This is a genomic window from Amycolatopsis sp. NPDC000009, assembly GCF_055563465.1.
Genome location: NZ_JBVHDI010000004.1, coordinates 272,306 through 297,327, shown reverse-complemented (window position 1 = coordinate 297,327; position 25,022 = coordinate 272,306). Strand labels below are relative to the sequence as shown.

The following is a 25,022-nucleotide window of genomic DNA, read 5'->3' as shown; positions in this document are numbered from 1 at the left end:
CCTGGTCACAGAACAGCCCGGTACGAGACCTCGTGCCGGGCTTTCTCGTGTCCGATTCGTCCGGCCGCTGTGCCATCGGTCACCGGAAGAATTTCTGCGTATGGCCCATTCCGGTGATACTGAATCGATTCCCTTATCGTTCTTGTGAGAGAACCGACAGGTCAGCTCTCGGTTACCTGCCGGTCATCCGGCTACTCTCGGGGAATCCCAAAACCTGCACACCGGTCTTCCCGCCGGTGTGCGAAGCCATTCGGTCGCCGGCATCGAAGCCCGCATCGGAACAGCGTCGTTCCCGGTGTGGGCTTCTGCCGTCGGAAGTCAGGAGTAGAGATGACCGCAGTCGCCATCCCTGGACTGGAAAATGCGCCGACGACGCACAGTGGCGTGCTGTCCTGGGTCCGGGAGGTCGCCGAACTGACCACTCCGGACCGCGTGGTGTGGGTCGACGGGTCCGACGAAGAGGCCGCCCGGATCAACGCCGAGCTGGTCTCCGCCGGCACGTTCGTGCAGCTCGACGCGAAGCCCAACTCGTACTGGGCCGCTTCCGACCCGAATGACGTCGCCCGCGTCGAAGAGCGCACCTTCATCTGTTCCGAGAACGAATCCGACGCCGGTCCCACCAACAACTGGATGGACCCGGCCGAGATGAAGGCCACGATGACCGAGCTGTACCGCGGATGCATGCGCGGTCGCACGATGTACGTCATCCCCTTCTGCATGGGTCCCCTCGGAGCCGAGGACCCCAAGCTCGGGATCGAGATCACCGACTTCGCCTACGTCGTCGCCTCCATGCGCGTGATGACCCGCGCCGGCAAGGCCGCGCTGGACAAGTTCGTCACCGAAGACGGCACCGAGCGCGAGTTCGTCCCCGCCCTGCACTCCGTCGGCGCGCCGCTGGAGCCGGGCCAGGAGGACGTCTCGTGGCCGTGCAACACCACCAAGTACATCTCGCACTTCCCCGAGTCCCGCGAGATCTGGAGCTACGGCTCCGGCTACGGCGGCAACTCGCTGCTGGGCAAGAAGTGCTACTCGCTGCGCATCGGCTCGGTCATCGCCCGCGACGAGGGCTGGCTGGCCGAGCACATGCTGATCCTCAAGCTGATCTCGCCCGAGGACAAGGTCCACTACGTCGCGGCGGCGTTCCCGAGCGCCTGCGGCAAGACCAACCTCGCCATGCTGCAGCCGACCATCCCCGGCTGGCGCGCCGAGACCCTCGGTGACGACATCGCGTGGATGCGGTTCGGCGAGGACGGCCGCCTGTACGCGGTGAACCCCGAGTTCGGCTTCTTCGGCGTCGCGCCGGGCACCGACTGGCACACCAACCCCAACGCGATGCGCACCATCGAAAAGGGCAACACGGTCTACACGAACGTCGCGCTCACCGACGACGGCGACGTCTGGTGGGAGGGCATGGGCGAGAAGCCCGCGCACGCCACGTCCTGGAAGAAGCAGGACTGGACGCCGGAGTCGGAAGAGAAGGCCGCGCACCCGAACTCGCGCTACTGCACGCCGATGTCGCAGTGCCCGATCCTCGCGCCCGAGTGGGACGACCCGCAGGGCGTGCCGATCTCGGCGATCCTGTTCGGTGGCCGCCGCAAGACCACGGTCCCGCTGGTGAACGAGGCCCGCGACTGGCAGCACGGCGTGTTCATGGGCGCCACCATGTCGTCGGAGACCACCGCGGCCGCCGCCGGCGCGGTCGGCAACGTGCGCCGCGACCCGATGGCCATGCTGCCGTTCCTCGGCTACCACGCCGGTGACTACTTCAAGCACTGGCTGGACCTCGGCAAGAACGCCGACGCGGACAAGCTGCCGAAGATCTTCTACGTCAACTGGTTCCGCCGCGGCGACGACGGCCGTTTCCTGTGGCCGGGCTTCGGCGAGAACTCGCGGATCCTGAAGTGGGTCATCGACCGTGTCGAGGGCAAGGGCAACGCGAACGAGACCCCGGTCGGTTTCGTGCCGAACGCCGAGGACCTCGACACCGACGGCCTCAAGGAGCCGCTGGCCGACATCCAGGCCGCGCTCGACGTCTCGGCCGAGGAGTGGCGCCAGGAGCTGCCGCTCATCGAGGAGTGGTTCGAGAAGATCGGCGACAAGGTCCCGTCGTCGCTGCGTGACGAGCTGGAGGCGCTCAGGCAGCGCCTCGGCTGATCGCCCGAACGCCGGAGAAGGCCTCATCCTCGGAGTCATTCCCGAGGATGAGGCCTTCTTCCGTCGCGCTCGGTACCGTGGCCGCATGGTCAAATTCGGCGTCAACATGGTCGTCCCGGAGACCCGTGCGGCGTGGGTCGAGAAGTGCCGCAAGGCCGAGGACCTCGGATTCGACGTGATCGGCGCGGCCGACCATCTCGGCATGGCGCCGCCGTTCCCGGCCCTCGTGCTCGCCGCCGAGGTGACGAGCCGCCCGCGGCTCAACACCTTCGTCATCAATACCGCCTTCTACAACCCGGTGCTGCTGGCCCGCGACGTCACCGGCACGGACCAGTTCACCGAGGGCAGGCTGGAGCTCGGCCTTGGTGCCGGTTACGTGAAGGCGGAATTCGAAGCGGCGGGAATGGAGTTCCCGCGCGCCGGAAAGCGCGTCGACCATCTCGAAGACACCATCAAAGAGCTCAAACGGCTCTATGCCGACGTTGATCACAAACCACCGACCGTGCAGAAACCGGGCCCACCGCTGATGATCGCCGGACGCGGCGACAGGCTGCTCACGCTCGCCGCCGAACACGCCGACATCATCGGGTTCACCGGTACGGCGGCCGTTCCCGACGGTGGCGCGCTCGCCGTCGACGACGCGGCCGGAATCGAAGAGCGGGTGGACTTCGTCCGCGGAAAACTGAACGGCCGCGTTGTCGAATTCAATATCCTCTCGCATTTCGTCGCCGTGGTCGAAGACCGGCGAAAAGGTTTGGAGAGTCTGCGAGAGCTGCTCGACGGCAAGCTCACCGTCGACCAGCTCGCCGAACTTCCGACGGCCCTCGTCGGCACCCACGAGCAGATCGCCGAACAGATCCTGGCGCATCGCGAGCGGTTCGGTTTCACCTATTTCACCGTGCTGGAGCACAACATGGACGCGCTCGCACCGGTGATCGAGGCGTTGCGCGGCAAATGATCGACGTACGCGGGCTCGGTGTCCAGGCCGGGGAGCACTGGCTGTTCGACGAACTCGACTTCGAAGTCGAGGCGGGCGAATGCGCCGTCATCGTCGGCCCCAACGGGGTCGGGAAATCGACGCTGCTGCGGTGTCTCTACGGAACGCAGACCCCGCAGCGGGGCCGCGTCGTCGTCGCGGGCGGTAAGCCCGACGAACGCGACGTTTCCTTCCGCCGCAAGGTTTCCGTGCTGTTCGACGATTCCGACTTCTTCGCCGAGCTGACCCCGCTCCAGCATCTCGAACTGCTGGAGGGTTCGTTCGGGGCCGAGCTGGGCGATTTCGGCGCGCTTCTGGCCGACGCGGGGCTTTCGGAACGCGCGAAGGTCACCGCGGGCAAGTTCTCGGCCGGGCAACGTCGTCGTCTGCTGCTTCTCGGTGCGACCGCGCGGCCGCACGACGTCCTCCTGCTCGACGAGCCAGAGCGGGCGCTCGACGTCGCCGGGAAGGAATGGCTGACGTCGTTGATCAAGCGTTCGACCGCCGCCGGGGCGGCCGTCGTCGTGGCCACGCACCATCCCCCGCTGCTCGAAGCGGCCGACTCGACCCTCGAGTTGTGGTGACCACGAAGGCGCCCACGCACGTCCCCGGACGGCAGCGGTTCGGCGGATTGCTCAACGGTGACTATCAGACCTTCTTGGCACTGTTCGGCTTCGGTGCGTTGTTCACCGCATTCCAGAACCTGCCGACGCTCCGGGATTTCCTTTTCGGACAGTCTACAGTGGACTTTCCGGCGGTTTTCGGGCTGTTGATCGTGCTGTGTGCGATGTTCTGGCGCGGCCTGCTGCGTCGAGGCTTCGTCTGGGCCGAACCGGCGGCGCTGACGTGGATGGACTTCGCCCGCGTCGACAGGCGCCGTGTCGTGGTCAAGCGGATGTGGACGCTCTGGGCCGCGCTGGTCGTGGTGGTCGGCTACATCGGGGCGCTGGTCACCGCGATCGGCGGCGGATCGAAGGACGTGTGGATCGCGATGTCGGCGTTGACCGCGTCCGGGGCGATCCTGGCGGCGGTCACCGCGCGGCGGACGGCGATTCGCGGGGAAACGCTCGCGCCGGTCGTGCTCGCCATGGCCGGTCTCGCGTTCGCCGCCGCGGGATGGGGCCCGATCGCCGTCGAAGTGCTGGCCGGCGCCCTGTTCGTGGTGGCGTTCGCGGTGGCCTTCGGCGGCGAGCCGATGTCCGGCGTCGGGCGCCAGGAACTCGTCGACGGCTGGAACGCGCGGCTCCTGCGGGCGATGGCCGCGGTCTTCCTGGATCCCATGCTGCTGATCCCGGAGTCGAAGCCGGTGCCGTGGTTGTCGCTGCGGCGTCCGACGACGTTGCGGCTCGCGTGGGCCGGGGTGCTCGGCCGGATGCGCTACGCGGCGGCCAGTGTGGTGATCGTGTGCCTGGCCGGCGTCGCGCACCTGGCTTTTCCGGCCATCCCGGCCGCGCCGCTGTTCGCGTTCGGCGCGTACGCGGCGCTCGTGCCGTTCGTCGGCGGGCTCGGCGAACTGTGGCGCAACCCCGGCCGCCGGCGGTGGCTCGGCGCGTCCGACTGGGAGTTGCGGCTGGTCAACGGCCTGGTGATCGCGCTGCTTGGGCTCGTCTGGGGGATCCTGCTCGGCCTGGTGACGCTGACCCTCGGCGTGGTCCCGGCGTGGCCGGTGTGGCTCACGGTCCCGCTGGCCGTCGTCGCCGCGGCACGGACGGCGACCCGGCCGCCGATGAACTACGACGTCAGCGGCGGGGCGGCCGGGCTGCAAGCCTTGCGTGGCGTCGACGTGCTCGTCGTCGGCACCGTCTTGCTCAGCGTGATCGCCTGAGGTCACCCGTTCCCGCGTTCGGATCATCCGGATACTCCGAACGCGGGTTACCCTCGATGCGACGAAAGGAGCACGAGTGGGCGGCGGGCACGCACCGGGAAAGGGACGGCGGGCGACCAGCGAGTTTCCCGCGGGCTGGACCGACGAGCAGATCATCGCGGTGATCAAGGACGTCGCCAACGATCCGAGCGAACCCCGCCTCAGAATGCACAACGGCCGCTGGCGGTGCGCCGGCGAACGGTACGGCGTGCACCTGATCGTGCTGGTGGAGGACAACGGCCACGTCAAGACGGGCTATCCGGTGGCGGGCCCCGGCGTGGTCCGCAACCCCGACACCGCCGCCGACCCGGCGAACCCGACCGTCGCCGACCTCGCCGCCGGCCGGATCAGCTTCTTCGGCGACAGCCTGCTCGACCAGATCGGCGACCGGATCGCGCCGGACGTCCTGGCCTTCTATCGCACCTTGCACTGGTCAGGTGAGTGGGAAGAGCTGGCCGACGTCCTCGTCGCGCACGCGATGAACGAGAACCTGCGTCTGGGTGTGGACGAATACGCCACGCTGGAAAGCCTGCTGAACAGCTTCGACCTGCCGATCGACGGCTTCCTCTATCTGAACGACCGGGTTCACGCCCTGGCCGCCCTGCGTCCCTAGCTCGCTTCCGCGACCGGTGAGGTGCCCTGCTCGGCGGCCGCTCGCAGCGCGTCCAGCGGCAGCCCCACGGCGTCCGCGATCGCCATCACCGTGAAGAAGGCCGGCGTCGGGATCCGCCCGGTCTCGATCTTCCGGAGCGTCTCGACCGAGATCCCGGCCTCCGCCGCGACCTCGACCATGCTCCGCGACGAAGCCGCGCGCGCGTCCCGGAGCGCCAGGCCCAGCCGCTCGCCGCGTTCACGTTCCTCGTCCGTCAACGGCACTCGCACCATGGTGCCGATACTAATACCGGTCGGCTTGGTCGTGAGTGGTGATTCGGGTTCCCCCGCTGGATGGACGCCACGAACCGTCCGCCGGATCACGCGTGTCGTCCATCCAATCACGCGTGTCGTCCAGCTGATCGCGTGAAAGTGCCATTCCGTGTACCGGCAGTAGGTACTTGGGACACTCTGGGCCTCAAATCCGAATCGCCACTTACGACTGACCCCCACCGAGTTACCCCCAGCCTGTGGACAACTCTGTGCACAGGTCGTGGACAACCCAAAGAAAGGGCCCCGCCGAGCCGAAGCTCGACGGGGCCACAATCCCTAGTGGCTTCAGGCGCCCGCGGGCACCGGAAGTGGGAGTCCGGGGAGGCTCTGGTCGTTCGGCACCTTGCCGTCGACGAGGTAGTCCTCCACGACCTTGTCCACACCCGCGTTGCCGCCGGCGTAGATACCGTGGTCACCCTCACCGGTCACGGTGATCATCCGCGAGCCGGCGAACGCGCGGTGCGCACGGGTCGCACCCTCGAGCGGGGTGGCGGGGTCGTTCACCGACTGGACGATCAGCACCGGCGGGACGCCGCGGCCGTCGAGCTTCGGCAGGTCGACCGGCTTGTTCTTCCAGAAGATGCACGGCTGGATCAGCCAGCCCGCGCCCAGCAGCGGCAGATCGCGGTCGATCAGCTTCTGCGACTGGCGGATGACGCTCCGCCGGTTGCCGGTCCACTTGCCCTCGTTGCAGGGGATGGTCCAGAAGCTGGCGTTGTAGGAGTCGCCGTCGGTCGGGACGAACAGCGGCTGCGGGCCGATGACGCCGTCACCGTCCACCGTCTCCGCCTTGACCTTCTGCGCGGCCGAGGCCTTCTGCTGCTGCGACGAGGTGCCCTCGGTCAGCGTCTTCAGGTTGACCAGGTAGTCGGCCAGCGCGGTGAAGTTGCGCTTGTTGTAGAGGTACGACGCGATGGTCGAGTCGAGGGCGTTGGCCGAAACCGGGACGCCGTCCACCTCGACCGGGTTCTGGGTCAGCGCGAAGCGGACCTTCTCGTAGGTCTGGCGCGCGGCTTCACCGGTCTTGCCGAAGCCGTAGACCTTGTCGTACTTGCCGATCCACGGCAGGAAGTCCTGACGCCAGCGGCGCTCGAAGCCGAGCGGCTGCCAGTCGAACGAGTTCTGCCAGGTGGTGGTGAACTCGGTCGCGGAGTCGAGCAGGAAGCGGCCGGTCCGGGTGGGGAACTGCTGCGCGTAGTGCGCGCCCATCCAGGTGCCCGCCGAGTAGCCGACCCAGTTGATCTTGTCGCGGCCCAGCAGGACCCGCAGCAGGTCGATGTCGCGGATGGTCTGCGCGGTGTTGATGAGCGGGCCCAGCTCGCCGGACTTCACCTGGCAGGAGTCCGCCGCGTACTTGGTGGCGTCCAGGATCAGGTTGAGGTTCGCCCGGCTGCGGTCGCGCGGGTCGAGATCCGAGCCGGTGCCGATCGCGTTGCCGCAGGTGATGTTCGTGCTCTTGCCGGTGCCGCGCGGGTCGAGACCGATGATCTCCTGGCTCGCGCGCAGCTTCGTCTGGTTACGCAGACGGGCCGGGAAGTTACGGCCCGGAGCTCCGGGACCACCCGGGTTCGTGATGACGCTGGCCGTCGCCTTGCCGCTGGTGGCGGCGAGGCGGCTGACGGCGATCGTCAGGTCGATGTTCTCGTTCGTCTTGTACCAGTTACGCGGCGCGCGGTAGGTCGCACACTCGATGTTCTCGGCCCCCGGAGGCGGCGCGGACGGCAGCTCGCCGGCGGTGCACTTGTGCCAGTCGAGCTTCTGGTCCGCGTACTTCGCCGGAATGTTGGTGGAGTTCAGCGGCTGCTGCCCGGCAGCCTCCGGCCCTGCGAACGCAGGCGTGAACCCGGCCAGCATGGTGCCGGCGACAGCCGGGATCACCACCGCATAGCGGAGTTTCTTCATCCGATGCCCCTTTGATCATGCGTGCGAAGTTCCTGTTCGCGACTGCGGCTATTGATATCCGCCGGGGACTCCGACGGCAACCGCCCTTCGTCGGATGAGGGCTCGCTGATCAAATCGATATCGGGTACGCGTGACCCGGACGGGGGAGAGGTTCTAGGGTCATCGGGACCATCCGGGGGTACGGGAACGTTAAGTGAGGTCCGATGGCGTCGAGTAAGGCAGACGGGAAGGTGAGGGGCTTTCAGTTCAGCCCCTGGAACCTCCTGCTGATCATCCCGTTGCTGGTGCTGATCACGTCCTTGTTCAATTCGGACGGTCCCCGGCTGTTCGGGATGCCGTTCTTCTACTGGTTCCAGTTCGTGTTCGTGGCGGTCGGTGTCCTGTGCACCTGGATCGTCTACGTGATGACCAAGGACAAGCCGACCAGTGAGCGTCCCGACCGGCTGTCCGTGGACGAGCTCGACGAGGGGGACGTCAAGTGACCAACATCCAGTGGCCCGAGCTGATCATCTTCACGATCCTCTTCGCGGTGGTCACCGTGCTCGGCTTCGTCGCGTCGCGCTGGAAGGCCGGCAACACCCTCGACCACCTGGACGAATGGGGCCTCGGGGGCCGCAAGTTCGGTTCGTGGATCACCTGGTTCCTGCTCGGCGGTGACCTCTACACGGCGTACACGTTCGTCGCGGTCCCCGCGCTGATGTTCAGCGCCGGTGCGATGGGCCTGTTCGCGCTGCCGTACACGATCATCGTCTACCCGATCGTGTTGATGCCGGCGCTGCGCATGTGGTCGGTCTCGCGCGTCCGCGGCTACGTCACGCCCGCCGACTTCGTCCGCGGCCGGTTCGGTTCGCCGACGCTGGCGCTGCTGGTGGCCATCACCGGCATCGTCGCCACGATGCCGTACATCGCGCTGCAGCTCGTCGGCCTCGAGGCGGTTCTGCGGACGATGGGCATCAACGGCTCCGGCATCGTCGGCCACCTGCCGCTGCTGGTCGCCTTCATCATCCTGGCGGTCTACACCTACCAGTCGGGCCTGCGCGCACCCGCGCTGATCGCGTTCGTCAAGGACATCCTGATCTACCTCGTGATCATCGTGGCGATCATCTACCTGCCCGCGAAGCTCGGCGGCTGGTCGGCGATCTTCGACGCGGCCGACGCGAAGTTCGACAAGACGCCGTCTCCCGCGGACGGCATCCTGCTCAACGCCAACAACCAGTTGCAGTACGCCACGCTGGCACTCGGTTCGGCGCTGGCGCTGTTCCTCTACCCGCACTCGCTCACCAGCGTGCTCGCCTCGCGCGGCCGCAGCGTGATCAAACGGAACATGGTCGCGCTCCCGGCGTATTCGCTGGTGCTGGGCCTGCTCGCGCTGCTCGGCTACGTCGCGATCAGCGCGTCGGTCTCCCCGATCAAGAACAACGCCACCGGCAAGCCCGACACGAACACCATCGTCCCGGTGCTGTTCGACTCGCAGTTCTCGTCGTGGTTCGCCGGCATCGCGTTCGCCGCGATCGGTATCGGCGCGCTGGTGCCCGCGGCGATCATGTCGATCGCTGCGGCCAACCTGTGGACCCGCAACATCTACAAGGAGTACATCAAGAAGAACGCGACGCCGGGCGAGGAAGCGAAGCAGGCCAAGCTCGCTTCGCTGATCGTGAAGTTCGGCGCGGTGGCGTTCATCCTGTTCATCGACCCGCAGTTCTCGATCGACCTGCAGCTCATCGGCGGTGTGCTGATCCTGCAGACGCTGCCCGCGGTGGCGATCTCGCTCTACACGCGGTGGTTCCACCGCTGGGGCCTGATCGCCGGCTGGGTGGTCGGCATCGGCTGGGGCTTGACCATGCTCTACAACATCCCGAACCCGGCGACCGGCAAGGCACACTTCGGTGGTTCGGCGCTGAAGCTCGGCGATCTGTCGATCTTCGGCTGGCATCCGCTCAGCGGCTCGCAGTTGCAGATCTACGTCGGATTCGTGGCGTTGATCGCGAACCTGCTGATCGCGGTGATCTTCACGGTGATCGCGCGGCAGATGAAGGTCTTCAACGGCACGGACGACACCGAGGCCGAGGACTACCACGCCGACGAACACGACAAGGATCTCCGCGAGATCGGCGTCCACTGAGTCAGTGGTGAGAAGGGGCCGCGTCCTGCCGGGGCGCGGCCCTTCTCGTCGCTGCGGTCGCCGCCAGGTAGAGGGTGAGACCGTTCAGCAGGTGCCAGAGGAAGTGCGTCCCCGCTGGGAAGTTCCCGCAGACCGTGTGGTCGGCCGTGCGGAACGACAGGGACACCCCGAAAACGCCCGCGGCGAGCGCGAACCTGCGACGGTCTTCACCCTTGAGGACGACCGCGAAGACCACGAGCCCGATCAGCGCCGAGAGATACAGCCCGCCGCCCAGCGACGCGACGACGGCGGTGAAGGCGAGGAACACGGGGATGCCTAGCCAGGACAGCCTCCGGCCGAAGCCGAAGAACACGTGCGGGAACACGGCGGCGTAGTACAGGACGAACACCAGGATGAAACCGGTGTCCGCGGCCGCGGACCAGCGGGTGGCCAGCAGATGGAACGCCGTGCTGCCGAGGAACACCAGTCCGATGAGGGCGCCGAACACGCGGCCCTTCGGTTGCCGCCAGACGGCGATCGCCGCGATCAAGAACGCGAGATTGCTGAGGCTGTTGAGCGGCTCGCCCCACAGCCCGGGGGCGAGGCGTTCGCAGTAGCCGTCGACGTACGCCGTCCAGTTCACTCCCCCAGCCAATCCTGGCCGCGTGAACACCGGATGTCTTCGACGTCGCTACCTCCGCTTTCGGGCCGCTGCCGCGCGTTGCGAAAGCCACTTTCGCAACCTTCAACGTTGCGAAAGTGGCTTTCGCATCACCCCCGCGCGCCTTCGCCCATACCCACCGGCTGGATCCCCGATTCCTGAAGGGTCCCTTTGAGACGCTCGATGTCCCAAAGGCCCCCTTTGAGACATCCACCCGAGTTGTCCACACCCACTCGCCGTTGTGGACAACTCGGCCCCACCACCGCCGGAACCCACCCCGCGTCACCCCCTCCCGATACGCTGGTGCGGGGCGCGCCCCCCTGGGAGCGGTGGGGGGTGGGGGGACGCGCGGCGAGGCGGAAAAAGCGCTGTTCAAGGGGTCGTGGAGCAGGCCGCCAGGCGTCGGGCGAGGAAGCGGCGTTGCGGCTCCGAGCAGGGCAGCGCGAGCGCTCGCCGATAGTGTTCCGCGGCTCGCGCCGGGTCTCCGGCACGCAGCCACAGCGCGCCGAGCACGGCGGGCAACAGGGTGTAGTCCGGCAGGTCGGCCTCGATGGCTTCGAGTTCGGCGATCGCCGAACCCAAACCACCGTCCACCATCGAAAGCGCGATCGCGCGGTTCAGCCGCGCCACCGGCGACGGCCGCAGCGCCAGCAGATCGTCGTACAGGCCGACGATCCGGCGCCAGTCCGGCGGCGAAGCCGTGCCGTGGCACAGCGCGATCGCCGCCTCGACGTGGTACGCCGACATCTCCGGCCCGGTGCACGCCCGCTCGAACAGCCGCGTCCCCTCGGCGATCATCGCGTGATCCCAGCGGTCCCGGTCCTGCTCGTCGAGCAGCAGCAGGTCGCCCTCCCGGTCGACCCGCGCGGGCAGCCTGCTCCCCTGCAACAGCATCAGCGCGACCAGCGCCCGCACCCTCGGCAGATCCGTCTTCGGCTCGGCCAGCAGTAGCCGTCCCAGCCGGATCGCCTCCCCGCACAGTTCGCCGCGCACCGCGACCTCTCCGGTCGTCGCGTCGTAACCCTCGTTGAAAAGCAGGTAGAGCACGGCCAGCACACTGTCCACTCTGGACTCCAGCGCGTCCGGCCCCGGCAGCGAAAGCGGCTTCCCCGAGTCCCGCAACCACTTCTTCGCCCGCACGAGCCGCTGCGCCACCGTCGCCGGTTTCGTCAGCAGGGCCGCCGCGATTTCGTTCACCCCGAGCCCGCCGACCGTCTTCAACGTCAGGGCCACCTGCGAGACCGTCGGCAGTGCGGGATGGCAGCACAGCAACATCAGCACGAGTTCGTCGTCCGTACCCCGGCCGTCCTCGCGACCGTCGAGCTCCACGAGCCGCGGCAACAGCGTGCGCAAGGTCCGCTCGCGCCTGACGACGTCCATCGCCCGGTTCCGTGCGGCGCGGAACAACCAGCCCTGCGGGTTGTCCGGCACCCCGCACTGCGGCCAGGTGCGCAGCGCCTGTTCCAGCGCGTCGGCGACGGCCTCCTCGGCAAGGTCCAGCCGTTCGGGGCCGAGCGCCCTGGCCAGCGTGGCGACGATCCGCCCGGCGCTGTGCCGGAACAGATGCTCCACCACGCCGGCCGGACGGCTCATGACGGCGTCATTCCTCGCAACCGCGTTCACCGATCTTGCGCACCTCGATCGGCCCGAACGCCAGATGCGGATGCGTCGCGAAGATCTTCTCCGCCTGATCGAGGTCCGCGGCCTCGATCACCTGGTAGCCGCCGACGATCTCGGTGGCCTCGGTGTGCGGACCGTCGGTCGCGCCGACCTCGCCGCCGGTGCCGCGCAGCACCCGGCCACCTCGCGACAGTCCGCCGCCGCCGACGAAACGGCCTTCCTTCGTTCGTTCGTCCGCCCAGGCGATGTAGCTCTCGAGCACGCGTTGTGCTTCGTCGGGGCCGAGGTGATCATGCGAATCCGACTGGGACCGCAGGAAACCGGCGTAGTGGGGCATGGTGTCCTCCTTGGGAATCGATGGCCCCTAGACGAACGAGCCCCCGGCGAATCGACATCAATACCGGAAGAGCCGGTCGTGCAGTTCACGCTGCCGCGCGAACCAGGCACTCAGCCTGGTCCGGCGGCGACGGCGTTTCAACACCTGCTGGACTTCGCGCACACAGGGTTCGTGTGGCGCGAAGGCCTTCCCGGTCAGGAGGACGGCGTAGTGGCCATCCGGGCAGCGACCGGAAACGGAGATCATCCCCGGTGTCAGATCGTCGACGAAATCGATCGAGCCGACCCCGACCACGGACCGGCGGTCGCAGGTCGGGCAGTAGACGACGAACACCTCACAGCTCCAGCCGCCAGGTCTGCCCGGTCAGCTCGTAACCGAAGCCGGTGATCGTCTCTTCGCTCACCAGCTGGAAGCCGGCTTTCCGGTAGATCGCCCGCGCCGCCTCCAGCAACGAGACCGTCCAGAGTTCCATCGCCTGGTAGCCGGCCGCCCTCGCGAACTCGACGCATTCGGCGACCAGGCGTTTCCCGACGCCACGTCCACGCGCGGCCGGTTCCAAGAGCAGCATCCGCAGCTTCGCGGTGGTGCCGTCTTCGGCGGGCATGCAGAAGATGCTGCCGACGCGTTCGCCGTCGAGTTCGGCGATCCAGCCCGCTTGGCGCGCGTCTCCGCGCCGGTCGACGTACTCCGCGACGACACGGGCGACGAGCGCTTCGAAGCGTTCGTCCCAGCCGTATTCGCGGGAGTAAAGGGCACCGTGGCGGTGGACCACCCAGCCGAAGTCACCCGGCCGGGGCGGGCGCAGGACCAGCGCGGGATCCGCCGCCCGCTCGCCGACCAGCGAGGTGATCGTGCCCATGGCGCCGAGCAGCCGCTCCTGCTCGTCGTCGCCGAACCGCCCGAGCAGCGAGCCGATCCGGCCCACCGATCGTTCGTCGAGGACGGCGAAGGCCTTGCGGCCGGTCTCGGTCAGCCGGACGATCTGACGGCGGGCGTCCTCGTCACTGCGCTCGCGGGTGAGGAGACCACGCTCTTCGAGTCTCGCGAGCAGCCTGCTCGCGTACCCGGCGTCGAGGTCGAGACGTTTGCGCAGGTCGGTGACCTGAGTCGAATCCTGCTGCGCGAGTTCGAAGATGACCCTGGCTTCGCTCAGGGAGTACTCGGCGTCGGCCGGTCCTTCGTCGAGGACACCGATCACACCGGTGTACAGGCGGTTGAAGGCCCGGACGGTCGCCACCCGGTCCGCGGTTCGATTCATTTGACCACCTCAACAAATTCGTTGACTGGGTCAAGTGTTACTCCGCGAAGCGGTGAAGGCAAGAAATCTTTCGGGGGTGGACATATGGAAACCCCGTGATGCTGCCAGGTCGGGGGTCCGCCAGCATCACGGGGTCGTAGAGGGTATCGACGCCACGTTCCGCGGCGTTACACCTCACGCACTATGTGTCGTAGGTCACTCGAATGGGCGACACCTACAACGGTTGTCGTCGGGTCAGCGCATGTGCGTGTGACGCGCCTGGGAGATAGCGATGAGCTCCTGACGAACGGTCGCGGTGGCCGCGGTGTCGATCGCCCGGTTCAGGGCCCGGCGAGTGCGAGCCTCGGCGCGACGGGCACGGAGCTTGGCGGCGATGTTGTTCATCGGTTTTTGTCATCCCCTTGGGAGTAGATCTTGCGTCTTCGTGGCTGTGCTTCTAGTATGCACCCTTTTTCACAAGGAAGCCAACGATTATCCGGTGACTTGGCACACCTGCCGATGAATCATCGGCAACGAGCGCGTAAAACCGGAGGGATTTGGTGGTGCCGGTCACTTCTTGGTAACGCTGGAGGCAGCACGAAGCGACGGTAGGCCTATCTACCACTTTCTAGGATTTATGCGATAAAGCCTGAGAGAGGCTTAGTCCCGGCCGAGCAAGTAGTGGCCGAAATGCGGGACGGTGAAGGCGATGTGCCCACGCTCGGCGGAGTACACCAGGCCCTTCTTCATCAGGCTGTCCCGTGCCGGAGACAGTGACGAAGGTTTCCGCCCCAGGTAGACGGCCACATCGGCGGTGCCGGCGGACTCGTCCCGGCCCTGGGTCAGCTCGGCCATCGCGAGCAGGTACTCGCGTTCGGCCGGCGTCGCGCGCTCGTAGCGAGAGCCGAAGAAGCCGACCGCGAGCTCCGACTCGGCCTCCGGCGCCGCGACCTGGACGTCCTTCACGGTGATCGGATCCGCCGGAGCGGCATCCCAGGCGGCCTTGCCGTAAGCCTGGATGAAGTACGGGTATCCGCCCGACGCGTCGAACAGGGCGTCCAGCGCCTCCGGTTCGATGCCCGCGTCCTCGCGTTCGATGGGCGCCATCACCGCGAGGTCGGCGTCTTCGCGCTCCAGCCTGTCGATACGCGCGTAGCGGAAGAGACGTTCCGAGTACGACTTCGACGCCGAAAGGACGGCGGGCACGTGCGGCAGACCCGCGCCGACCACGACCAGCGGCGCCCCGGACTGCGAGAGCTCGTGGCAGGCGGCACAGAGTGCGGAAACGTCCTCCGGCAGCAGATCCTGGATCTCGTCGATCAGCAGCGCGACCCCGGTGCCGACGTCGGCCGCCAGCTCGGCCACCTCGGTGAACAGCTCGACCAGGTCGATCTCGATGTCGCCCGAATCGGCGCGGCCCTGCGCGGCGGGCACGTCGATGCCCGGTTGCCAGCGGTCACGGAGCTTCGCGTCCGGTTTGTTGGCGCGCAGCGCGAACGCCTTGAGCACGCCGAGCACCTGCTCGACCCGGTCCGGCGCGCGATGGCGCACGGCGAGGTCGCGGATCGCGCGGTGCAGCGCGGCCGAAAGCGGCCGCCGGAGTTCGGTGTCCGGGCGGGCTTCGATCTTGCCCGCGCCCCAGCCGTGCTTGATGGCCCTTGAGCGCAGCTCGCCCAGCAGCACGGTCTTCCCCACGCCACGCAGGCCGGTCAGCATCAGGCTGCGCTCGGGTCTTCCGCGGGCGACCCGTTCGAGCACGACCTCGAAGGCCTGGAGCTCGCGCACGCGGCCTGCCAGCTCGGGCGGCCGTTGACCGGCGCCCGGGGCGAAGGGGTTGCGGATGGGATCCACTCTCACACGCTATCGGCATTTCTAGCGTCGGTCCGATATTCCGCCATAGAGGGATAGGCGTGTCGCGGTAGTGGGGCCGAATGGTCTCCCCAAGGGCGCTCTGCGCCCGGCGGAGACTTCACCGTCGCGCGCCTCTTTCGGGCCGGAGGCCCACGGAGGCGGTTTGCAGGGCGGCTGCTGGTCGAGCAGAGGTTTCATGCGGTCTCCGCCCTGCGGGGCGCCTTCGTCAGCGCGCGACAGACGAACAGGGACGGGTCTGCAGCCCCGTCCCTCGTTCCTACTCACTCAGGTTGCGCTCGGCGTAGACCGTCATCGCGTCACGGATGTACTCCGCGGTGCCGGCGCCGTGCTTCTCGTCGTACTGCCCGTAGCGCGGGTCGTCGACGTACAGCTGCCCGAGACCGGCGAAGTAGCCCTTCGACACGGCCCGCACGGCCGGCCGAAGCCACTCGTACAGCCGCTGCGTGATCGCCTGGGCCTCGTCGCCGTCGGCGGGCAGACCCTTGGCGCGGGCCTCACCGAAAGCGGCGGCGATGTCCTTCTGTTCCTGCTGGTGCGCCTTCTTGTCCTCGGCGCTCAGCGACTTCCACCACCGGTCACCCTGCTTGTAGGCGTCGGCGCCCCAGCGTTCGGTGACCTCCTTCTCGTACTTCGTGTGGTCGAAGCCGTCGAACACTTCCGTTGCCATCAGTTGTTCACCTCTCTCCGTCTTCTTCAAGGTCGTCCTGACCGATTCGATCTGCCGTCCGAGCCGCTGTCGCTCCTGCTCCAGCCACTTCAGGTGCGTGCGCAGCGCCGCCGTGGTGTCCTGCTCCCCCTCGAGGACTTCGCCGATCGCGGGCAGGCTCAGCCCGAGTTCGCGAAGCAGCAGGATCCGTTGCAGCCGCACCAGCGCGTCCTGGTCGTAGTAGCGGTATCCGTTGCTCCCCACCCGGCTCGGTTCGAGCAGCCCGATGTCGCCGTAGTGGCGCAGCGTGCGGCTCGTGGTCCCGGCCGAGCGGGCGATGTCCTGGATCGACCACTCCGTCTCGTTCGGCATGTCCACGAAGGTAGAGGTTGACGTTGCGTCAAAGTCAATCGAAGTTCACCCGTCCGTGGCATGGTTCACGAATGAAGACATTCGCGCTGGTCATCGCCGCTGCGCTGACCTTGACGACGGCCGGGGTCGCCGACGCGCATCCGCGTCGCGCCTTCGACATCCAGGCTCACCGCGGCGGGCTCGGCCTCACGGTCGAGAGCACGCTCGCGTCGTTCGGCAAGGCGATGGAGCTGGGGGTGACCACCCTCGAACTCGACATCCAGATCACCAAGGACGGCCGGGAGGTGATCACCCACGACCGCAAGACGACACCCGCGAAGTGCCGCGACACCGCGCCCGCGACGCCCGGCGACCCGGCGTACCCGTACGTCGGCAAGTACGTGAAGGACCTGACGTTCGCGCAGGTCCGCACGCTCGACTGCGGTTCGATCCGCCAGCCCGCGCATCCCGGCCAGACGCTCTCCCCCGGCGCCAAGATGCCCACGCTCGCCGAGTTGTTCCAGCTCGCCCGCGACCACCGCGCCTGGGGGATCAAGTTCAACATCGAGACCAAGGTCGAGGCCGCCGCGCCGCACGAGACCGCGCCGCGTGAACAGTTCGTCCAGCGGGCGGTACGCGAGATCGTGCGCGGCGGGTTCGCGCACAACGTCTCGATCCAGAGCTTCGACTGGGGCGCGCTGATGCGCTTCCGTGAGGTCGCGCCCTGGATCCCGACGGTCGCGCTGACCCAGCCCGAGTTCCTGCAGGCCGGTCAGCCGGGCAAGTCGCCGTGGCTCGGTGGGCTCGACATCGACGACTTCGGCGGCAGCCCCGTCCGCGCGGTGAAGTCGTTCGGCGCGAAGGCGCTCTCGCCGGTGCACGGCAACCCGCAGGGCGGCAAGGTCGGCGACCCGGACTACCGGCCGTTCACGACGAAGGCTCTGGTCACCGAGGCGCACCGCGCGGGGATCAAGGTCGTGCCCTGGACGATCGACGACCCGGCCACCATGCACAAGCTCATCGACGACGGCGTCGACGGCATCATCACCGACTACCCGGACCGGCTGCGGGAGGTCGCGGCGGACCGCGGGTTCAAGCTGCCCAAGGCGTATCGAGCCCGCTAGGGGAATCTAGCTCTATCTAGTGTCAGAGAAATATTCCGGGATACACCGTTAGCGCGGTTCGGCGACGTGGCGGGCGGGAAGACTGGGGTTAGGTTTGTTTCCCGGGTCCGGATCAGAAAGGTTACGACCGTGATTCTCCGTCGCGTCGCACGTCCGCTCCTCGCCGCGATCTTCATCTCCGGTGGGATCGGCGCGCTGAGGGACACCCAGGGGCACGCCAAAGCCGCGGAGCCGTTCCTCACCGAGTCCTTCGACAAGCTGGAGGGCGTGGTGCCGGAGTCGGTGCCGCGCGACCCGGCCACCCTCGTCCGGATCGACGCCGTGGTGAAGGTCGGTGCCGGGGTCGCGCTCGCCGCGGGCAAGGCACCGCGCCTGGCCTCGCTGCTGCTGCTCGGCAGCCTCGTTCCGACGACGCTGGCCGCGCACCGGTTCTGGGAGATCAAGGAACCGGCCGAACGTCAGCAGCAGCAGATCCAGTTCATCAAGAACGCCGGCCTCGCCGGTGGCCTGCTGCTGGCCGCCGGCGACACCGCCGGCAAGCCGTCGCTCGGCTGGCGCGCGAAGCGGGCTGCCTCCAAGACGGAGAAGCGCGCCGAGAAGCTGGCGAAGAAGGCCGAGAAGGCCATCACGAAGTAACGCCCGCATTTAGTCCTCTGGATGCGTCTCGCATCCAGAGGACTAAATGCGTGGGGGTCATGAGGTGAAGGCCTCGATGTCCTCCGCCTCGACGACGGTGCGCACCTCGACCTCGATCTCGTCGAACAGGGCGGCATAGGACTCAGCGAACGAGACGGCCTCGGCCAGGTCCTTGGCGTTGATCAGCGCGAACCCGCCGATGACCTCCTTGGCCTCGGTGAACGGGCCGTCGGTCGCGGTGATCTTGCCGCCGCGTCCCTTGCGGACCCTCGCGCCGCGCTCGGAGGGGTGCACGCCCTCCGCCGTGATCAGGATGCCCTTCTCGAACGAGTCCTCGATGAAGGCGCCCATCTTCTCGATGAACTCCTTGCTCGGGTTCCAGGCTTCCGGGGCGCTCTCGTCGAGCCGGTGCATCATCAGAAACCGCATCGCTGCTCCTCAGTGTCTTGGCGGGGCTGTTTCTACCCCGCCTTCACCGACGCGTCGAGCGGCTCGACGGCGGTTCGACATTTCATTCAGAAAGTTTTCCTAGCGGCTCGCGACCTTCTTGTACTGGGCCGTCGCGAGCGGCGCGAAGATCGCGATGATGGCGACGCAGCACAGGATCGCGTACAGCGAAGCGTGCTCGGCCGGCCAGCCCGTCGGCGCCGCGCCGAAGCGGTTCCCGAACAGGTCGCGGGCCGAGTTGATCACCGCGGTGAACGGGTTCCAGTCGGCGATGGCCTTCAGCACTCCCGGCAGCTTGTCCGCCGGGACGAACGCCGTCGAGATGAAGCTCAGCGGGAACATCCACATCAGCCCGGCGCTCTGCGCGACCTCGACGCTGCGGGCGACGAGCCCGATCCACGCGCCGACCCAGGACAGCGCCCAGGCGAACATCAGCATCACCAGGTAGCCGAGCACCGCGTCGAGGAAACTGCCGCGGATCCGCCAGCCGACGAGCAGCCCGCACAGCGACATGACGATCAGCGCGACCACGCTGATCACCAGATCCGAAGTCGTCCGGCCGAAGATCACCGCGAGCCGCGAGATCGGCAGCGAACGGAACCGGTCGATGATGCCCTTCTGCAGGTCGTTCGCGAAACCGATCACGGTGAACGCCGAGTTGAACGCGACCGTCTGCGCGAAGATGCCCGCGATCAGGAACTCCCGATACGCGAGCCCGCCCGCCTCGCCGCCGATCGCGTCGCCGAAGACGTACGCGAACAGCAGCACGAACATGATCGGCTGCAGGGTCGCTGCCATCAGCCAGTCCGGGTTGCGCTGGACGTTCTTCAGATTCCGCCAGGTGATCACGCCACCGTCGGAGAAGGCCTTCGCGACCGCGCTCACTTCTTGTCCCCCTCGTCCGTGGCATGTCCTGTCAGCGAAAGGAAGACGTCGTCGAGCGTCGGCCGGTGCAGCGCGACGTCCTGAATGGCGACGCCGTGGCCATCCAGCCGCCGCAATGCCTCGATCAACGCCTTCGGCCCGCCCTCGACCAGGACGTCGACCTTGCGGGTGTGCTCGTCGACCGACGGGGTGCCCGAGCCGACCTCGGTCAGCACCTGCGTGGTGATGGCGAGGTCGCTCGTGTTCGCCACGACGAGCTCCAGCCGCTCGCCGCCGATCTCCTGCTTGAGCTCGTCGGCGGTGCCGCGCGCGATGACCTTCCCCTTGTCGATCACCACGATCGAGTCGGCGAGCTGATCCGCCTCCTCCAGGTACTGCGTGGTCAGCAGCACGGTGGTGCCGTCGGCGACGAGCTCCTTGATGACCTCCCAGGTGTCGATCCGGCCGCGCGGGTCGAGCCCGGTGGTCGGTTCGTCGAGGATCACCACGGTCGGCTCGGCGACCAGCGCGCCCGCTAGGTCGAGCCGTCGCCGCATACCGCCGGAGTACGTCTTGGCGGGGCGGTCCGCCGCGTCCTCCAGCCGGAACCGGGCGAGCAGCTCACGTGCCCGGGACTTCGCCGCGGCCTTCTTGCTCCCGTACAGCCTGCCGACCATGTACAGGTTCTCGAACCCGGTGAGGTTCTCGTCCACGGCGGCGTACTGCCCGGAGAGCCCGATCGACCGCCGGACGGCGTCGGGGTGGGCCAGCACGTCGTGCCCGGCCACCTCCGCCTCGCCCGAATCCGGGCGGAGCAGCGTGGTCAGGATGCGGACCGTCGTCGTCTTCCCGGCACCGTTCGGCCCCAGGAGGCCCAGCACCTTGCCCTGGGGGATCGACAGGTCGACCCCGTCGAGCGCCCGGGTGGACCCGTAGGTTTTGACCAGCGCTTTCGCCTGAACTGCGAACATGCGGTCAACCTAGACCCCGGCACCGACAAAGGCACCGGGGTTTTTCCCCGATCCGCTGCGGGCGAACGCTACTTTTCGAGAATCGCCGTCACGCCCTGGCCGCCGGCGGCGCAGATCGAGATGAGTCCGCGGCCGGAACCCTTCTCGTTCAACAGTTTCGCGAGGGTGGCGACGATACGGCCGCCGGTCGCGGCGAACGGGTGCCCGGCCGCCAGCGAGGAGCCGTTGACGTTCAGCTTCGCCCGATCGATGGAGCCGAGCGGTTCGTCGAGGCCCAGCTTCGACTTCGCGAACTGCGGGTCCTCCCACGCCTTGAGGGTGGCGAGCACCTGCGAGGCGAAGGCCTCGTGGATCTCGTAGAAGTCGAAGTCCTGCAAGGTGAGCCCGGCACGCTTGAGCATCTGCGGGACGGCATACGCGGGCGCCATCAGCAAGCCTTCGTCACCGTGGACGTAGTCGACGGCCGCGGTCTGCGAGAACGTCAGGTACGCCAGCACCGGCAGCTTCCGCGCCTTCGCCCACTGCTCGGTCGCGAGCAGGACCGTCGACGCGCCGTCGGACAGCGGCGTCGAGTTGCCCGCGGTCATCGTGCCCTCAGGGCCACCGAAGGCGGGCTTCAGCTTCGCGAGCTTCTCGACGCTGGAGTCCGGCCGCAGGTTCTGGTCACGCGCCAGCTTCAGGTACGGCGTCACCAGGTCGTCGAAGAAACCCTTGTCGTACGCGGCGCCGAGACGCTGGTGGCTGGTCGCGGCGAGCTCGTCCTGCGCCTCGCGGGTGATCTCCCAGACCTTCGCGGTCAGCGCCGCGTGCTCGCCCATGGACAGGCCGGTCCGCGGCTCGGAGTTGCGCGGGATCTCGGGGACGATGTGGCCGGGGCGCAGCTTCGCGGCGAGCTTCAGCCGGTCGGGGAGCGTCTTCGCGGCGTTGAGCTGCACGAGGATCTGACGCAGGTCGTCGTTGACCGCCAGCGGCGCGTCGGACGTGGTGTCGACGCCGCCCGCGATGGCCGAGTCGATCTGGCCGAGGGCGATCTTGTTGGCGACGTTGACGATCGCCTGGAGACCGGTGCCGCACGCCATCTGCACGTCGGAGGCCGGGGTGGCGGGGTTCAGCCTGCTGCCGAGGACGCTTTCGCGGGCGAGGTTGAAGTCGCGGGCGTGCTTGAGCACCGCGCCGGCGGCGACCTCGCCGATCACCTCGTCCTGCAGGGAGAAGCGGCTGACCAGGCCGTCGAGGGCGGCCGTGAACATGTCCTGGTTCGACGCTTTCGCGTACGGACCGTTCGAGCGGGCGAAGGGGATCCGGTTGCCGCCGATGATCGCGACCTTGCGCACGGGTGCCGTCCTTTTCGTGGCCATTTTTTCCACTCCTCCGTAGGCTCTCTCACACTGTAACCTACTAGCGAGTAGGTTAGACTGCGACGTGACGCAAACTGCACGGGAGGCACGTAATGGCTGACAGGTACCAGCAGTTCACGAAATCCCCGGTGGGGAAATTCGTGGTGCCGAAGCTCGGCCTGCCGAACCCCGCGACGCTCCGCCGGTACAAGCCCGGCCAGCCCGCTCTCGAGGGTCCCGCACTTCTGGGTGCCGCGCCGGGCGGCCGTCTCGAAAAGGTGATCGAGGCACAGCTGCACCGCGCGGGTATCGAGGTCGTCTCGGCCGCGACGGACAGGCACGCCGCGCTGGTCTTCGACGCGACAGGCGTGAAGGACCCGAAGCAGCTCCGCGAGGTCTACGACTTCTTCCACCCGGTGATCCGGAGCGTCGGGCCGTCGGGCCGCGTCGTCGTCCTCGGAACGCCGCCGGAGCTGGCCGAAGGACACGAGAGGATCGCCCAGCGCGCTCTCGAAGGCTTCGTGCGCTCCGTCGGTAAGGAGCTGAAGCGCGGCGCGACCGCCCAGCTCGTGTACGTCGCCGAAGGAGCCGAAGAGGCCACTGAGTCCACGCTCCGGTTCCTGCTTTCGTCGAAGTCCGCCTTCGTCGACGCCCAGGTCATCCGCGTGGGCACCGAGACCAAGACCGCCTCCGCCCCGGCCGACTGGACGAAGCCCCTCGAAGGCAAGGTCGCCCTGGTCACCGGCGCTTCCCGCGGTATCGGCGCGGCCATCGCCGAGGTGCTGGGCCGCGACGGCGCCCACGTCGTCGCGCTCGACATCCCCGCGCAGGGCGCGGACCTGTCCAAGGTGGCGAACAAGGTCGGCGGCTCGTCGCTGCAGCTGGACATCACCGCCGCCGACGCGCCGGAGAAGCTCGCCGAGTACCTGACCTCACGCCACGGCGGTGTCGACATCGTCGTGCACAACGCGGGCATCACGCGGGACAAGACGCTCGGCAACATGACCGAAGGCGGCTGGGACTCGGTCATCGCGGTCAACCTCGCCTCGCAACTCGCGGTGAACGAGAAACTGCTCAAGGACAAGGTGCTGCACGAGAACGGCCGGATCATCGGCGTCTCGTCGATCGCCGGGATCGCGGGCAACGTCGGGCAGACCAACTACGCCACCAGCAAGGCGGGCGTCATCGGCATGGTGAACGACGGTGCGCCGAAGCTCGCCGAGTACGGCGCCACGATCAACGCCGTCGCGCCCGGTTTCATCGAGACGAAGATGACCGCCGCCGTGCCGCTGTTCATCCGCGAGGCCGGGCGCAGGTTGTCCAGCCTCGGTCAGGGCGGGCTCCCGGTCGACGTCGCCGAGACGATCGCCTGGTACGCCAACCCGGCTTCGGCCGCGGTCAACGGCAACGTGGTCCGCGTCTGCGGCCAGGCACTGCTGGGGGCGTGACCATGCCCGTCAAGGAACTCCACGAATCGCCCAGCCTGTCTTCGCTGTACCCCAAGGCGTTGCTCGGCTCGCTGCGCAAGAGCGGCGGGAGCACGCTGCCGGGCACCGAATTCGTCCGCGAGGGCGTCGTCGTCGATCCGGGGCACCTCGCCGCGTACAACCAGGTGTGCGGATTCCGGCTGGACGACGTGCTCCCGGCGACGTATCCGCATATCCTCGCGTTCCCGTTGCAGATGGCGCTGATGACCGAGGCGGACTTCCCGTTCCCGTTGCTGGGCATGGTGCACGTCGCCAACCGGATCACCCAGCACCGGCAGCTGCGGCTCGACGAGTCGTTCACCCTGCGGGTGCGCGCCGAGGATCTGCGCCCGCACGAGAAGGGCCAGCAGTTCGACGTCGTCAGCGAGCTGCTGGTCAGCGACAGTCCTGTGTGGACGGACGTCAGCACGTATCTGCGCCGTGGCGGCGGCAGTGGCGAGAAGACCGCGCGCGGTCAGCTCACCCAGCCGACGGCCAACGCGATCTGGCACGTGCCCGGCGACATCGGCCGCCGCTACGCCGAGGTCTCCGGCGACCGCAACCCGATCCACCTGCACCCGATCACCGCGAAGGCGTTCGGCTTCCCGGCCGCGATCGCGCACGGCATGTGGACGAAGGCGCACGCGCTCTCGGCGTTCGAGGGCAGGCTGCCGGAGGCGTTCACCGTCGACGTCAAGTTCAAGCAGCCGGTCCTGCTGCCCGCCAAGGCGGCCTTCACCACCTGGAGTGAAGGCGACGTTGAATTGGGTGAGCGGCGCGAAGCGTCTCCTTTGAGGGCGGCGGTGGGGCGGGGCTGGGCTTTCGAGCTGTGGAACGCGCGCAAGCCGAAGCCGCACTTGGAGGGCTCAGTCGTCGCTCTCTGACGGTTTCCAGATCTCGCCCTCGACGAGGTCGTTGAACCCGAGCCAGACCAGGTTCATCAGCCACGAGGCGAGCACGCCGTCGGAGACGTCGGGGTGGTCGAGCGCCCAGTCGGCCAGGGACTCGGCCGCCCCGACCAGCGCGGCGGACAGCCCCGCGCCGGAGAACTCGGCCTGCTCACCGAGCCCCTTCCGGGTACCCGCGGAGACGACCAGCGCGGCGACCAGCTCGATCGCGCGGGTGCGCATGTCGGTGATCTCCGCGGCGAAGGCGCCGCCGACGGTCATGGCCTGGCGGTGCAGCACCGTCCAGGACTCGCGGTAGTCGGCGACGAAGCGGTAGAACGCGCGAAGGCCGTGCCAAAGCTGCATGTCGGGCGGCAGATCGGGTTTGATCCCGTCCTGCACGGCCTCCAGCAGACGGGTGGCTTCGCGGCGGATGCACGCGCCGAAGAGATCTTCCTTGGACCCGAGGTAGGTGTAGATCATCGGCTTGGACACGCCGGCGACCTCGGAGATCTCGTCCATCGACGCGGAGTGATAGCCGTAGCGCGAGAACACCGAGACCGCAGCGTCCAGGATCTGGCGTTCCCGCACCGCTCTCGGCAGCCTTTTGGCGCGTTCGGCGGGACGCGGCACTTCCTCGGACAC

At 67.8% G+C, this 25,022-nt stretch carries 26 protein-coding genes; 11 read left to right on the top strand and 15 right to left on the bottom strand.

From position 1 onward, the window contains the following. Nucleotides 1-330 precede the first annotated feature (330 nt). The 5 genes from ACZ3HL_RS14950 to ACZ3HL_RS14930 all read left to right on the top strand — a co-directional run bounded on the left by ACZ3HL_RS14950 (nt 331) and on the right by ACZ3HL_RS14930 (nt 5,607). The gene (locus ACZ3HL_RS14950) at nt 331-2,154 is read left to right on the top strand and encodes a phosphoenolpyruvate carboxykinase (GTP) (RefSeq protein WP_465421328.1); all 1,824 of its coding nucleotides are present in this window, start codon (nt 331-333) and stop codon (nt 2,152-2,154) included. Between the two features lie 85 nt (nt 2,155-2,239). Beyond that, nucleotides 2,240-3,112 carry an LLM class F420-dependent oxidoreductase gene (locus ACZ3HL_RS14945; RefSeq protein WP_465531399.1) on the top strand — a complete coding sequence of 291 codons (873 nt, stop codon included), beginning with the start codon at nt 2,240-2,242 and terminating at the stop codon, nt 3,110-3,112. Beyond that, nucleotides 3,109-3,714 (top strand): ABC transporter ATP-binding protein, encoded by a 606-nt coding sequence (locus tag ACZ3HL_RS14940; protein ID WP_465531397.1) that lies wholly within the window; start codon nt 3,109-3,111, stop codon nt 3,712-3,714. The genes ACZ3HL_RS14945 and ACZ3HL_RS14940 overlap by 4 nt, the downstream gene beginning before the upstream one ends. Continuing rightward, on the top strand, nt 3,708-4,955 hold the full coding sequence (locus ACZ3HL_RS14935) for a DUF6297 family protein (protein ID WP_465531395.1): 1,248 nt from the start codon (nt 3,708-3,710) through the stop codon (nt 4,953-4,955). Before ACZ3HL_RS14940 ends, ACZ3HL_RS14935 begins: the two co-directional genes overlap by 7 nt. A 76-nt stretch (nt 4,956-5,031) precedes the next feature. Further along, nucleotides 5,032-5,607: an EndoU domain-containing protein gene (locus ACZ3HL_RS14930; protein ID WP_465421336.1), complete on the top strand. Its 576-nt coding sequence runs from the start codon at nt 5,032-5,034 to the stop codon at nt 5,605-5,607. On the opposite strand, the gene ACZ3HL_RS14925 is transcribed toward ACZ3HL_RS14930, so the two are convergent. Together ACZ3HL_RS14925 and ACZ3HL_RS14920 are read right to left on the bottom strand one after the other, a co-directional pair. Next, nucleotides 5,604-5,879 (bottom strand): helix-turn-helix domain-containing protein, encoded by a 276-nt coding sequence (locus ACZ3HL_RS14925; RefSeq protein ID WP_465531393.1) that lies wholly within the window; start codon nt 5,877-5,879, stop codon nt 5,604-5,606. The two genes, ACZ3HL_RS14930 and ACZ3HL_RS14925, sit on opposite strands and share 4 nt — an antisense overlap. A 324-nt stretch (nt 5,880-6,203) precedes the next feature. Next, nucleotides 6,204-7,820, bottom strand: a complete 1,617-nt coding sequence (locus tag ACZ3HL_RS14920; RefSeq protein ID WP_465421340.1) for an alpha/beta hydrolase — start codon at nt 7,818-7,820, stop codon at nt 6,204-6,206. 203 nt (nt 7,821-8,023) lie between these two features. Here ACZ3HL_RS14920 and ACZ3HL_RS14915 point away from each other — a divergent pair, with 203 nt between their 5' ends. Together ACZ3HL_RS14915 and mctP are read left to right on the top strand one after the other, a co-directional pair. Further along, on the top strand, nt 8,024-8,302 hold the full coding sequence (locus ACZ3HL_RS14915; protein ID WP_465421342.1) for a DUF3311 domain-containing protein: 279 nt from the start codon (nt 8,024-8,026) through the stop codon (nt 8,300-8,302). Then, on the top strand, nt 8,299-9,942 hold the full coding sequence (gene mctP, locus ACZ3HL_RS14910) for a monocarboxylate uptake permease MctP (RefSeq protein WP_465421344.1): 1,644 nt from the start codon (nt 8,299-8,301) through the stop codon (nt 9,940-9,942). The genes ACZ3HL_RS14915 and mctP overlap by 4 nt, the downstream gene beginning before the upstream one ends. A gap of 1 nt (nt 9,943) precedes the next feature. Here mctP and ACZ3HL_RS14905 read toward each other — a convergent pair whose 3' ends face one another. The 8 genes from ACZ3HL_RS14905 to ACZ3HL_RS14870 all read right to left on the bottom strand — a co-directional run bounded on the left by ACZ3HL_RS14905 (nt 9,944) and on the right by ACZ3HL_RS14870 (nt 16,666). Beyond that, nucleotides 9,944-10,564: a hypothetical protein gene (locus ACZ3HL_RS14905; RefSeq protein WP_465531391.1), complete on the bottom strand. Its 621-nt coding sequence runs from the start codon at nt 10,562-10,564 to the stop codon at nt 9,944-9,946. 390 nt (nt 10,565-10,954) lie between these two features. Beyond that, nucleotides 10,955-12,175 (bottom strand): RNA polymerase sigma factor, encoded by a 1,221-nt coding sequence (locus tag ACZ3HL_RS14900; protein WP_465531389.1) that lies wholly within the window; start codon nt 12,173-12,175, stop codon nt 10,955-10,957. 7 nt (nt 12,176-12,182) lie between these two features. Continuing rightward, nucleotides 12,183-12,539 carry a YciI family protein gene (locus tag ACZ3HL_RS14895; RefSeq protein ID WP_465421350.1) on the bottom strand — a complete coding sequence of 119 codons (357 nt, stop codon included), beginning with the start codon at nt 12,537-12,539 and terminating at the stop codon, nt 12,183-12,185. 57 nt (nt 12,540-12,596) lie between these two features. After that, nucleotides 12,597-12,872 carry a hypothetical protein gene (locus tag ACZ3HL_RS14890; protein ID WP_465421352.1) on the bottom strand — a complete coding sequence of 92 codons (276 nt, stop codon included), beginning with the start codon at nt 12,870-12,872 and terminating at the stop codon, nt 12,597-12,599. Nucleotide 12,873: 1 nt separating this feature from the next. Then, a complete protein-coding gene (locus ACZ3HL_RS14885; RefSeq protein WP_465421354.1) occupies nt 12,874-13,797 on the bottom strand; it encodes a bifunctional helix-turn-helix transcriptional regulator/GNAT family N-acetyltransferase in 924 nt (307 codons plus the stop codon). A 234-nt stretch (nt 13,798-14,031) separates the two neighbouring features. Then, nucleotides 14,032-14,181 carry a hypothetical protein gene (locus tag ACZ3HL_RS14880; RefSeq protein ID WP_007032374.1) on the bottom strand — a complete coding sequence of 50 codons (150 nt, stop codon included), beginning with the start codon at nt 14,179-14,181 and terminating at the stop codon, nt 14,032-14,034. A 255-nt stretch (nt 14,182-14,436) separates the two neighbouring features. Beyond that, nucleotides 14,437-15,627, bottom strand: a complete 1,191-nt coding sequence (locus ACZ3HL_RS14875) for an ATP-binding protein (RefSeq protein ID WP_007032375.1) — start codon at nt 15,625-15,627, stop codon at nt 14,437-14,439. Between the two features lie 277 nt (nt 15,628-15,904). Further along, nucleotides 15,905-16,666: a MerR family transcriptional regulator gene (locus tag ACZ3HL_RS14870; protein WP_465531387.1), complete on the bottom strand. Its 762-nt coding sequence runs from the start codon at nt 16,664-16,666 to the stop codon at nt 15,905-15,907. A gap of 71 nt (nt 16,667-16,737) precedes the next feature. Between ACZ3HL_RS14870 and ACZ3HL_RS14865 the strand changes: the two genes are divergently transcribed. Together ACZ3HL_RS14865 and ACZ3HL_RS14860 are read left to right on the top strand one after the other, a co-directional pair. Further along, nucleotides 16,738-17,769 carry a glycerophosphodiester phosphodiesterase family protein gene (locus ACZ3HL_RS14865; RefSeq protein ID WP_465531385.1) on the top strand — a complete coding sequence of 344 codons (1,032 nt, stop codon included), beginning with the start codon at nt 16,738-16,740 and terminating at the stop codon, nt 17,767-17,769. A gap of 129 nt (nt 17,770-17,898) precedes the next feature. After that, on the top strand, nt 17,899-18,405 hold the full coding sequence (locus tag ACZ3HL_RS14860) for a DoxX family membrane protein (RefSeq protein WP_465531383.1): 507 nt from the start codon (nt 17,899-17,901) through the stop codon (nt 18,403-18,405). A gap of 57 nt (nt 18,406-18,462) precedes the next feature. Here ACZ3HL_RS14860 and ACZ3HL_RS14855 read toward each other — a convergent pair whose 3' ends face one another. The 4 genes from ACZ3HL_RS14855 to ACZ3HL_RS14840 form a co-directional block, all read right to left on the bottom strand. Next, nucleotides 18,463-18,834 (bottom strand): YciI family protein, encoded by a 372-nt coding sequence (locus ACZ3HL_RS14855; protein WP_465531381.1) that lies wholly within the window; start codon nt 18,832-18,834, stop codon nt 18,463-18,465. A gap of 99 nt (nt 18,835-18,933) precedes the next feature. Continuing rightward, nucleotides 18,934-19,737 carry an ABC transporter permease gene (locus tag ACZ3HL_RS14850; RefSeq protein ID WP_034314193.1) on the bottom strand — a complete coding sequence of 268 codons (804 nt, stop codon included), beginning with the start codon at nt 19,735-19,737 and terminating at the stop codon, nt 18,934-18,936. Beyond that, entirely contained in the window at nt 19,734-20,687 is a 954-nt protein-coding gene (locus tag ACZ3HL_RS14845; RefSeq protein ID WP_126736186.1) for an ATP-binding cassette domain-containing protein, read from the bottom strand. Before ACZ3HL_RS14845 ends, ACZ3HL_RS14850 begins: the two co-directional genes overlap by 4 nt. Nucleotides 20,688-20,755: 68 nt before the next feature. After that, on the bottom strand, nt 20,756-22,045 hold the full coding sequence (locus ACZ3HL_RS14840) for an acetyl-CoA C-acetyltransferase (protein ID WP_465531379.1): 1,290 nt from the start codon (nt 22,043-22,045) through the stop codon (nt 20,756-20,758). 92 nt (nt 22,046-22,137) lie between these two features. Here ACZ3HL_RS14840 and ACZ3HL_RS14835 point away from each other — a divergent pair, with 92 nt between their 5' ends. Further along, the gene (locus ACZ3HL_RS14835) at nt 22,138-23,472 is read left to right on the top strand and encodes a 3-oxoacyl-ACP reductase (RefSeq protein WP_465531377.1); all 1,335 of its coding nucleotides are present in this window, start codon (nt 22,138-22,140) and stop codon (nt 23,470-23,472) included. A 2-nt stretch (nt 23,473-23,474) separates the two neighbouring features. Further along, nucleotides 23,475-24,374: a MaoC family dehydratase gene (locus ACZ3HL_RS14830; RefSeq protein WP_465531375.1), complete on the top strand. Its 900-nt coding sequence runs from the start codon at nt 23,475-23,477 to the stop codon at nt 24,372-24,374. Here ACZ3HL_RS14830 and ACZ3HL_RS14825 read toward each other — a convergent pair. Then, complete coding sequence (locus tag ACZ3HL_RS14825) at nt 24,357-25,022, bottom strand: TetR/AcrR family transcriptional regulator (RefSeq protein WP_007032385.1); 666 nt, start codon at nt 25,020-25,022, stop codon at nt 24,357-24,359. The two genes, ACZ3HL_RS14830 and ACZ3HL_RS14825, sit on opposite strands and share 18 nt — an antisense overlap.

Bases quoted from the DNA above. Each gene is read 5' to 3' on its own strand.
- ACZ3HL_RS14950 (WP_465421328.1), top strand. From the start codon at position 331: ATGACCGCAGTCGCCATCCCTGGACTGGAAAATGCGCCGACGACGCAC.
- ACZ3HL_RS14945 (WP_465531399.1), top strand. From the start codon at position 2,240: ATGGTCAAATTCGGCGTCAACATGGTCGTCCCGGAGACCCGTGCGGCG.
- ACZ3HL_RS14940 (WP_465531397.1), top strand. From the start codon at position 3,109: ATGATCGACGTACGCGGGCTCGGTGTCCAGGCCGGGGAGCACTGGCTG.
- ACZ3HL_RS14925 (WP_465531393.1), bottom strand. From the start codon at position 5,879: ATGGTGCGAGTGCCGTTGACGGACGAGGAACGTGAACGCGGCGAGCGG.
- ACZ3HL_RS14920 (WP_465421340.1), bottom strand. From the start codon at position 7,820: ATGAAGAAACTCCGCTATGCGGTGGTGATCCCGGCTGTCGCCGGCACC.
- ACZ3HL_RS14915 (WP_465421342.1), top strand. From the start codon at position 8,024: ATGGCGTCGAGTAAGGCAGACGGGAAGGTGAGGGGCTTTCAGTTCAGC.
- ACZ3HL_RS14900 (WP_465531389.1), bottom strand. From the start codon at position 12,175: ATGAGCCGTCCGGCCGGCGTGGTGGAGCATCTGTTCCGGCACAGCGCC.
- ACZ3HL_RS14895 (WP_465421350.1), bottom strand. From the start codon at position 12,539: ATGCCCCACTACGCCGGTTTCCTGCGGTCCCAGTCGGATTCGCATGAT.
- ACZ3HL_RS14885 (WP_465421354.1), bottom strand. From the start codon at position 13,797: ATGAATCGAACCGCGGACCGGGTGGCGACCGTCCGGGCCTTCAACCGC.
- ACZ3HL_RS14880 (WP_007032374.1), bottom strand. From the start codon at position 14,181: ATGAACAACATCGCCGCCAAGCTCCGTGCCCGTCGCGCCGAGGCTCGC.
- ACZ3HL_RS14870 (WP_465531387.1), bottom strand. From the start codon at position 16,666: ATGCCGAACGAGACGGAGTGGTCGATCCAGGACATCGCCCGCTCGGCC.
- ACZ3HL_RS14865 (WP_465531385.1), top strand. From the start codon at position 16,738: ATGAAGACATTCGCGCTGGTCATCGCCGCTGCGCTGACCTTGACGACG.
- ACZ3HL_RS14855 (WP_465531381.1), bottom strand. From the start codon at position 18,834: ATGCGGTTTCTGATGATGCACCGGCTCGACGAGAGCGCCCCGGAAGCC.
- ACZ3HL_RS14845 (WP_126736186.1), bottom strand. From the start codon at position 20,687: ATGTTCGCAGTTCAGGCGAAAGCGCTGGTCAAAACCTACGGGTCCACC.
- ACZ3HL_RS14840 (WP_465531379.1), bottom strand. From the start codon at position 22,045: ATGGCCACGAAAAGGACGGCACCCGTGCGCAAGGTCGCGATCATCGGC.
- ACZ3HL_RS14835 (WP_465531377.1), top strand. From the start codon at position 22,138: ATGGCTGACAGGTACCAGCAGTTCACGAAATCCCCGGTGGGGAAATTC.
- ACZ3HL_RS14830 (WP_465531375.1), top strand. From the start codon at position 23,475: ATGCCCGTCAAGGAACTCCACGAATCGCCCAGCCTGTCTTCGCTGTAC.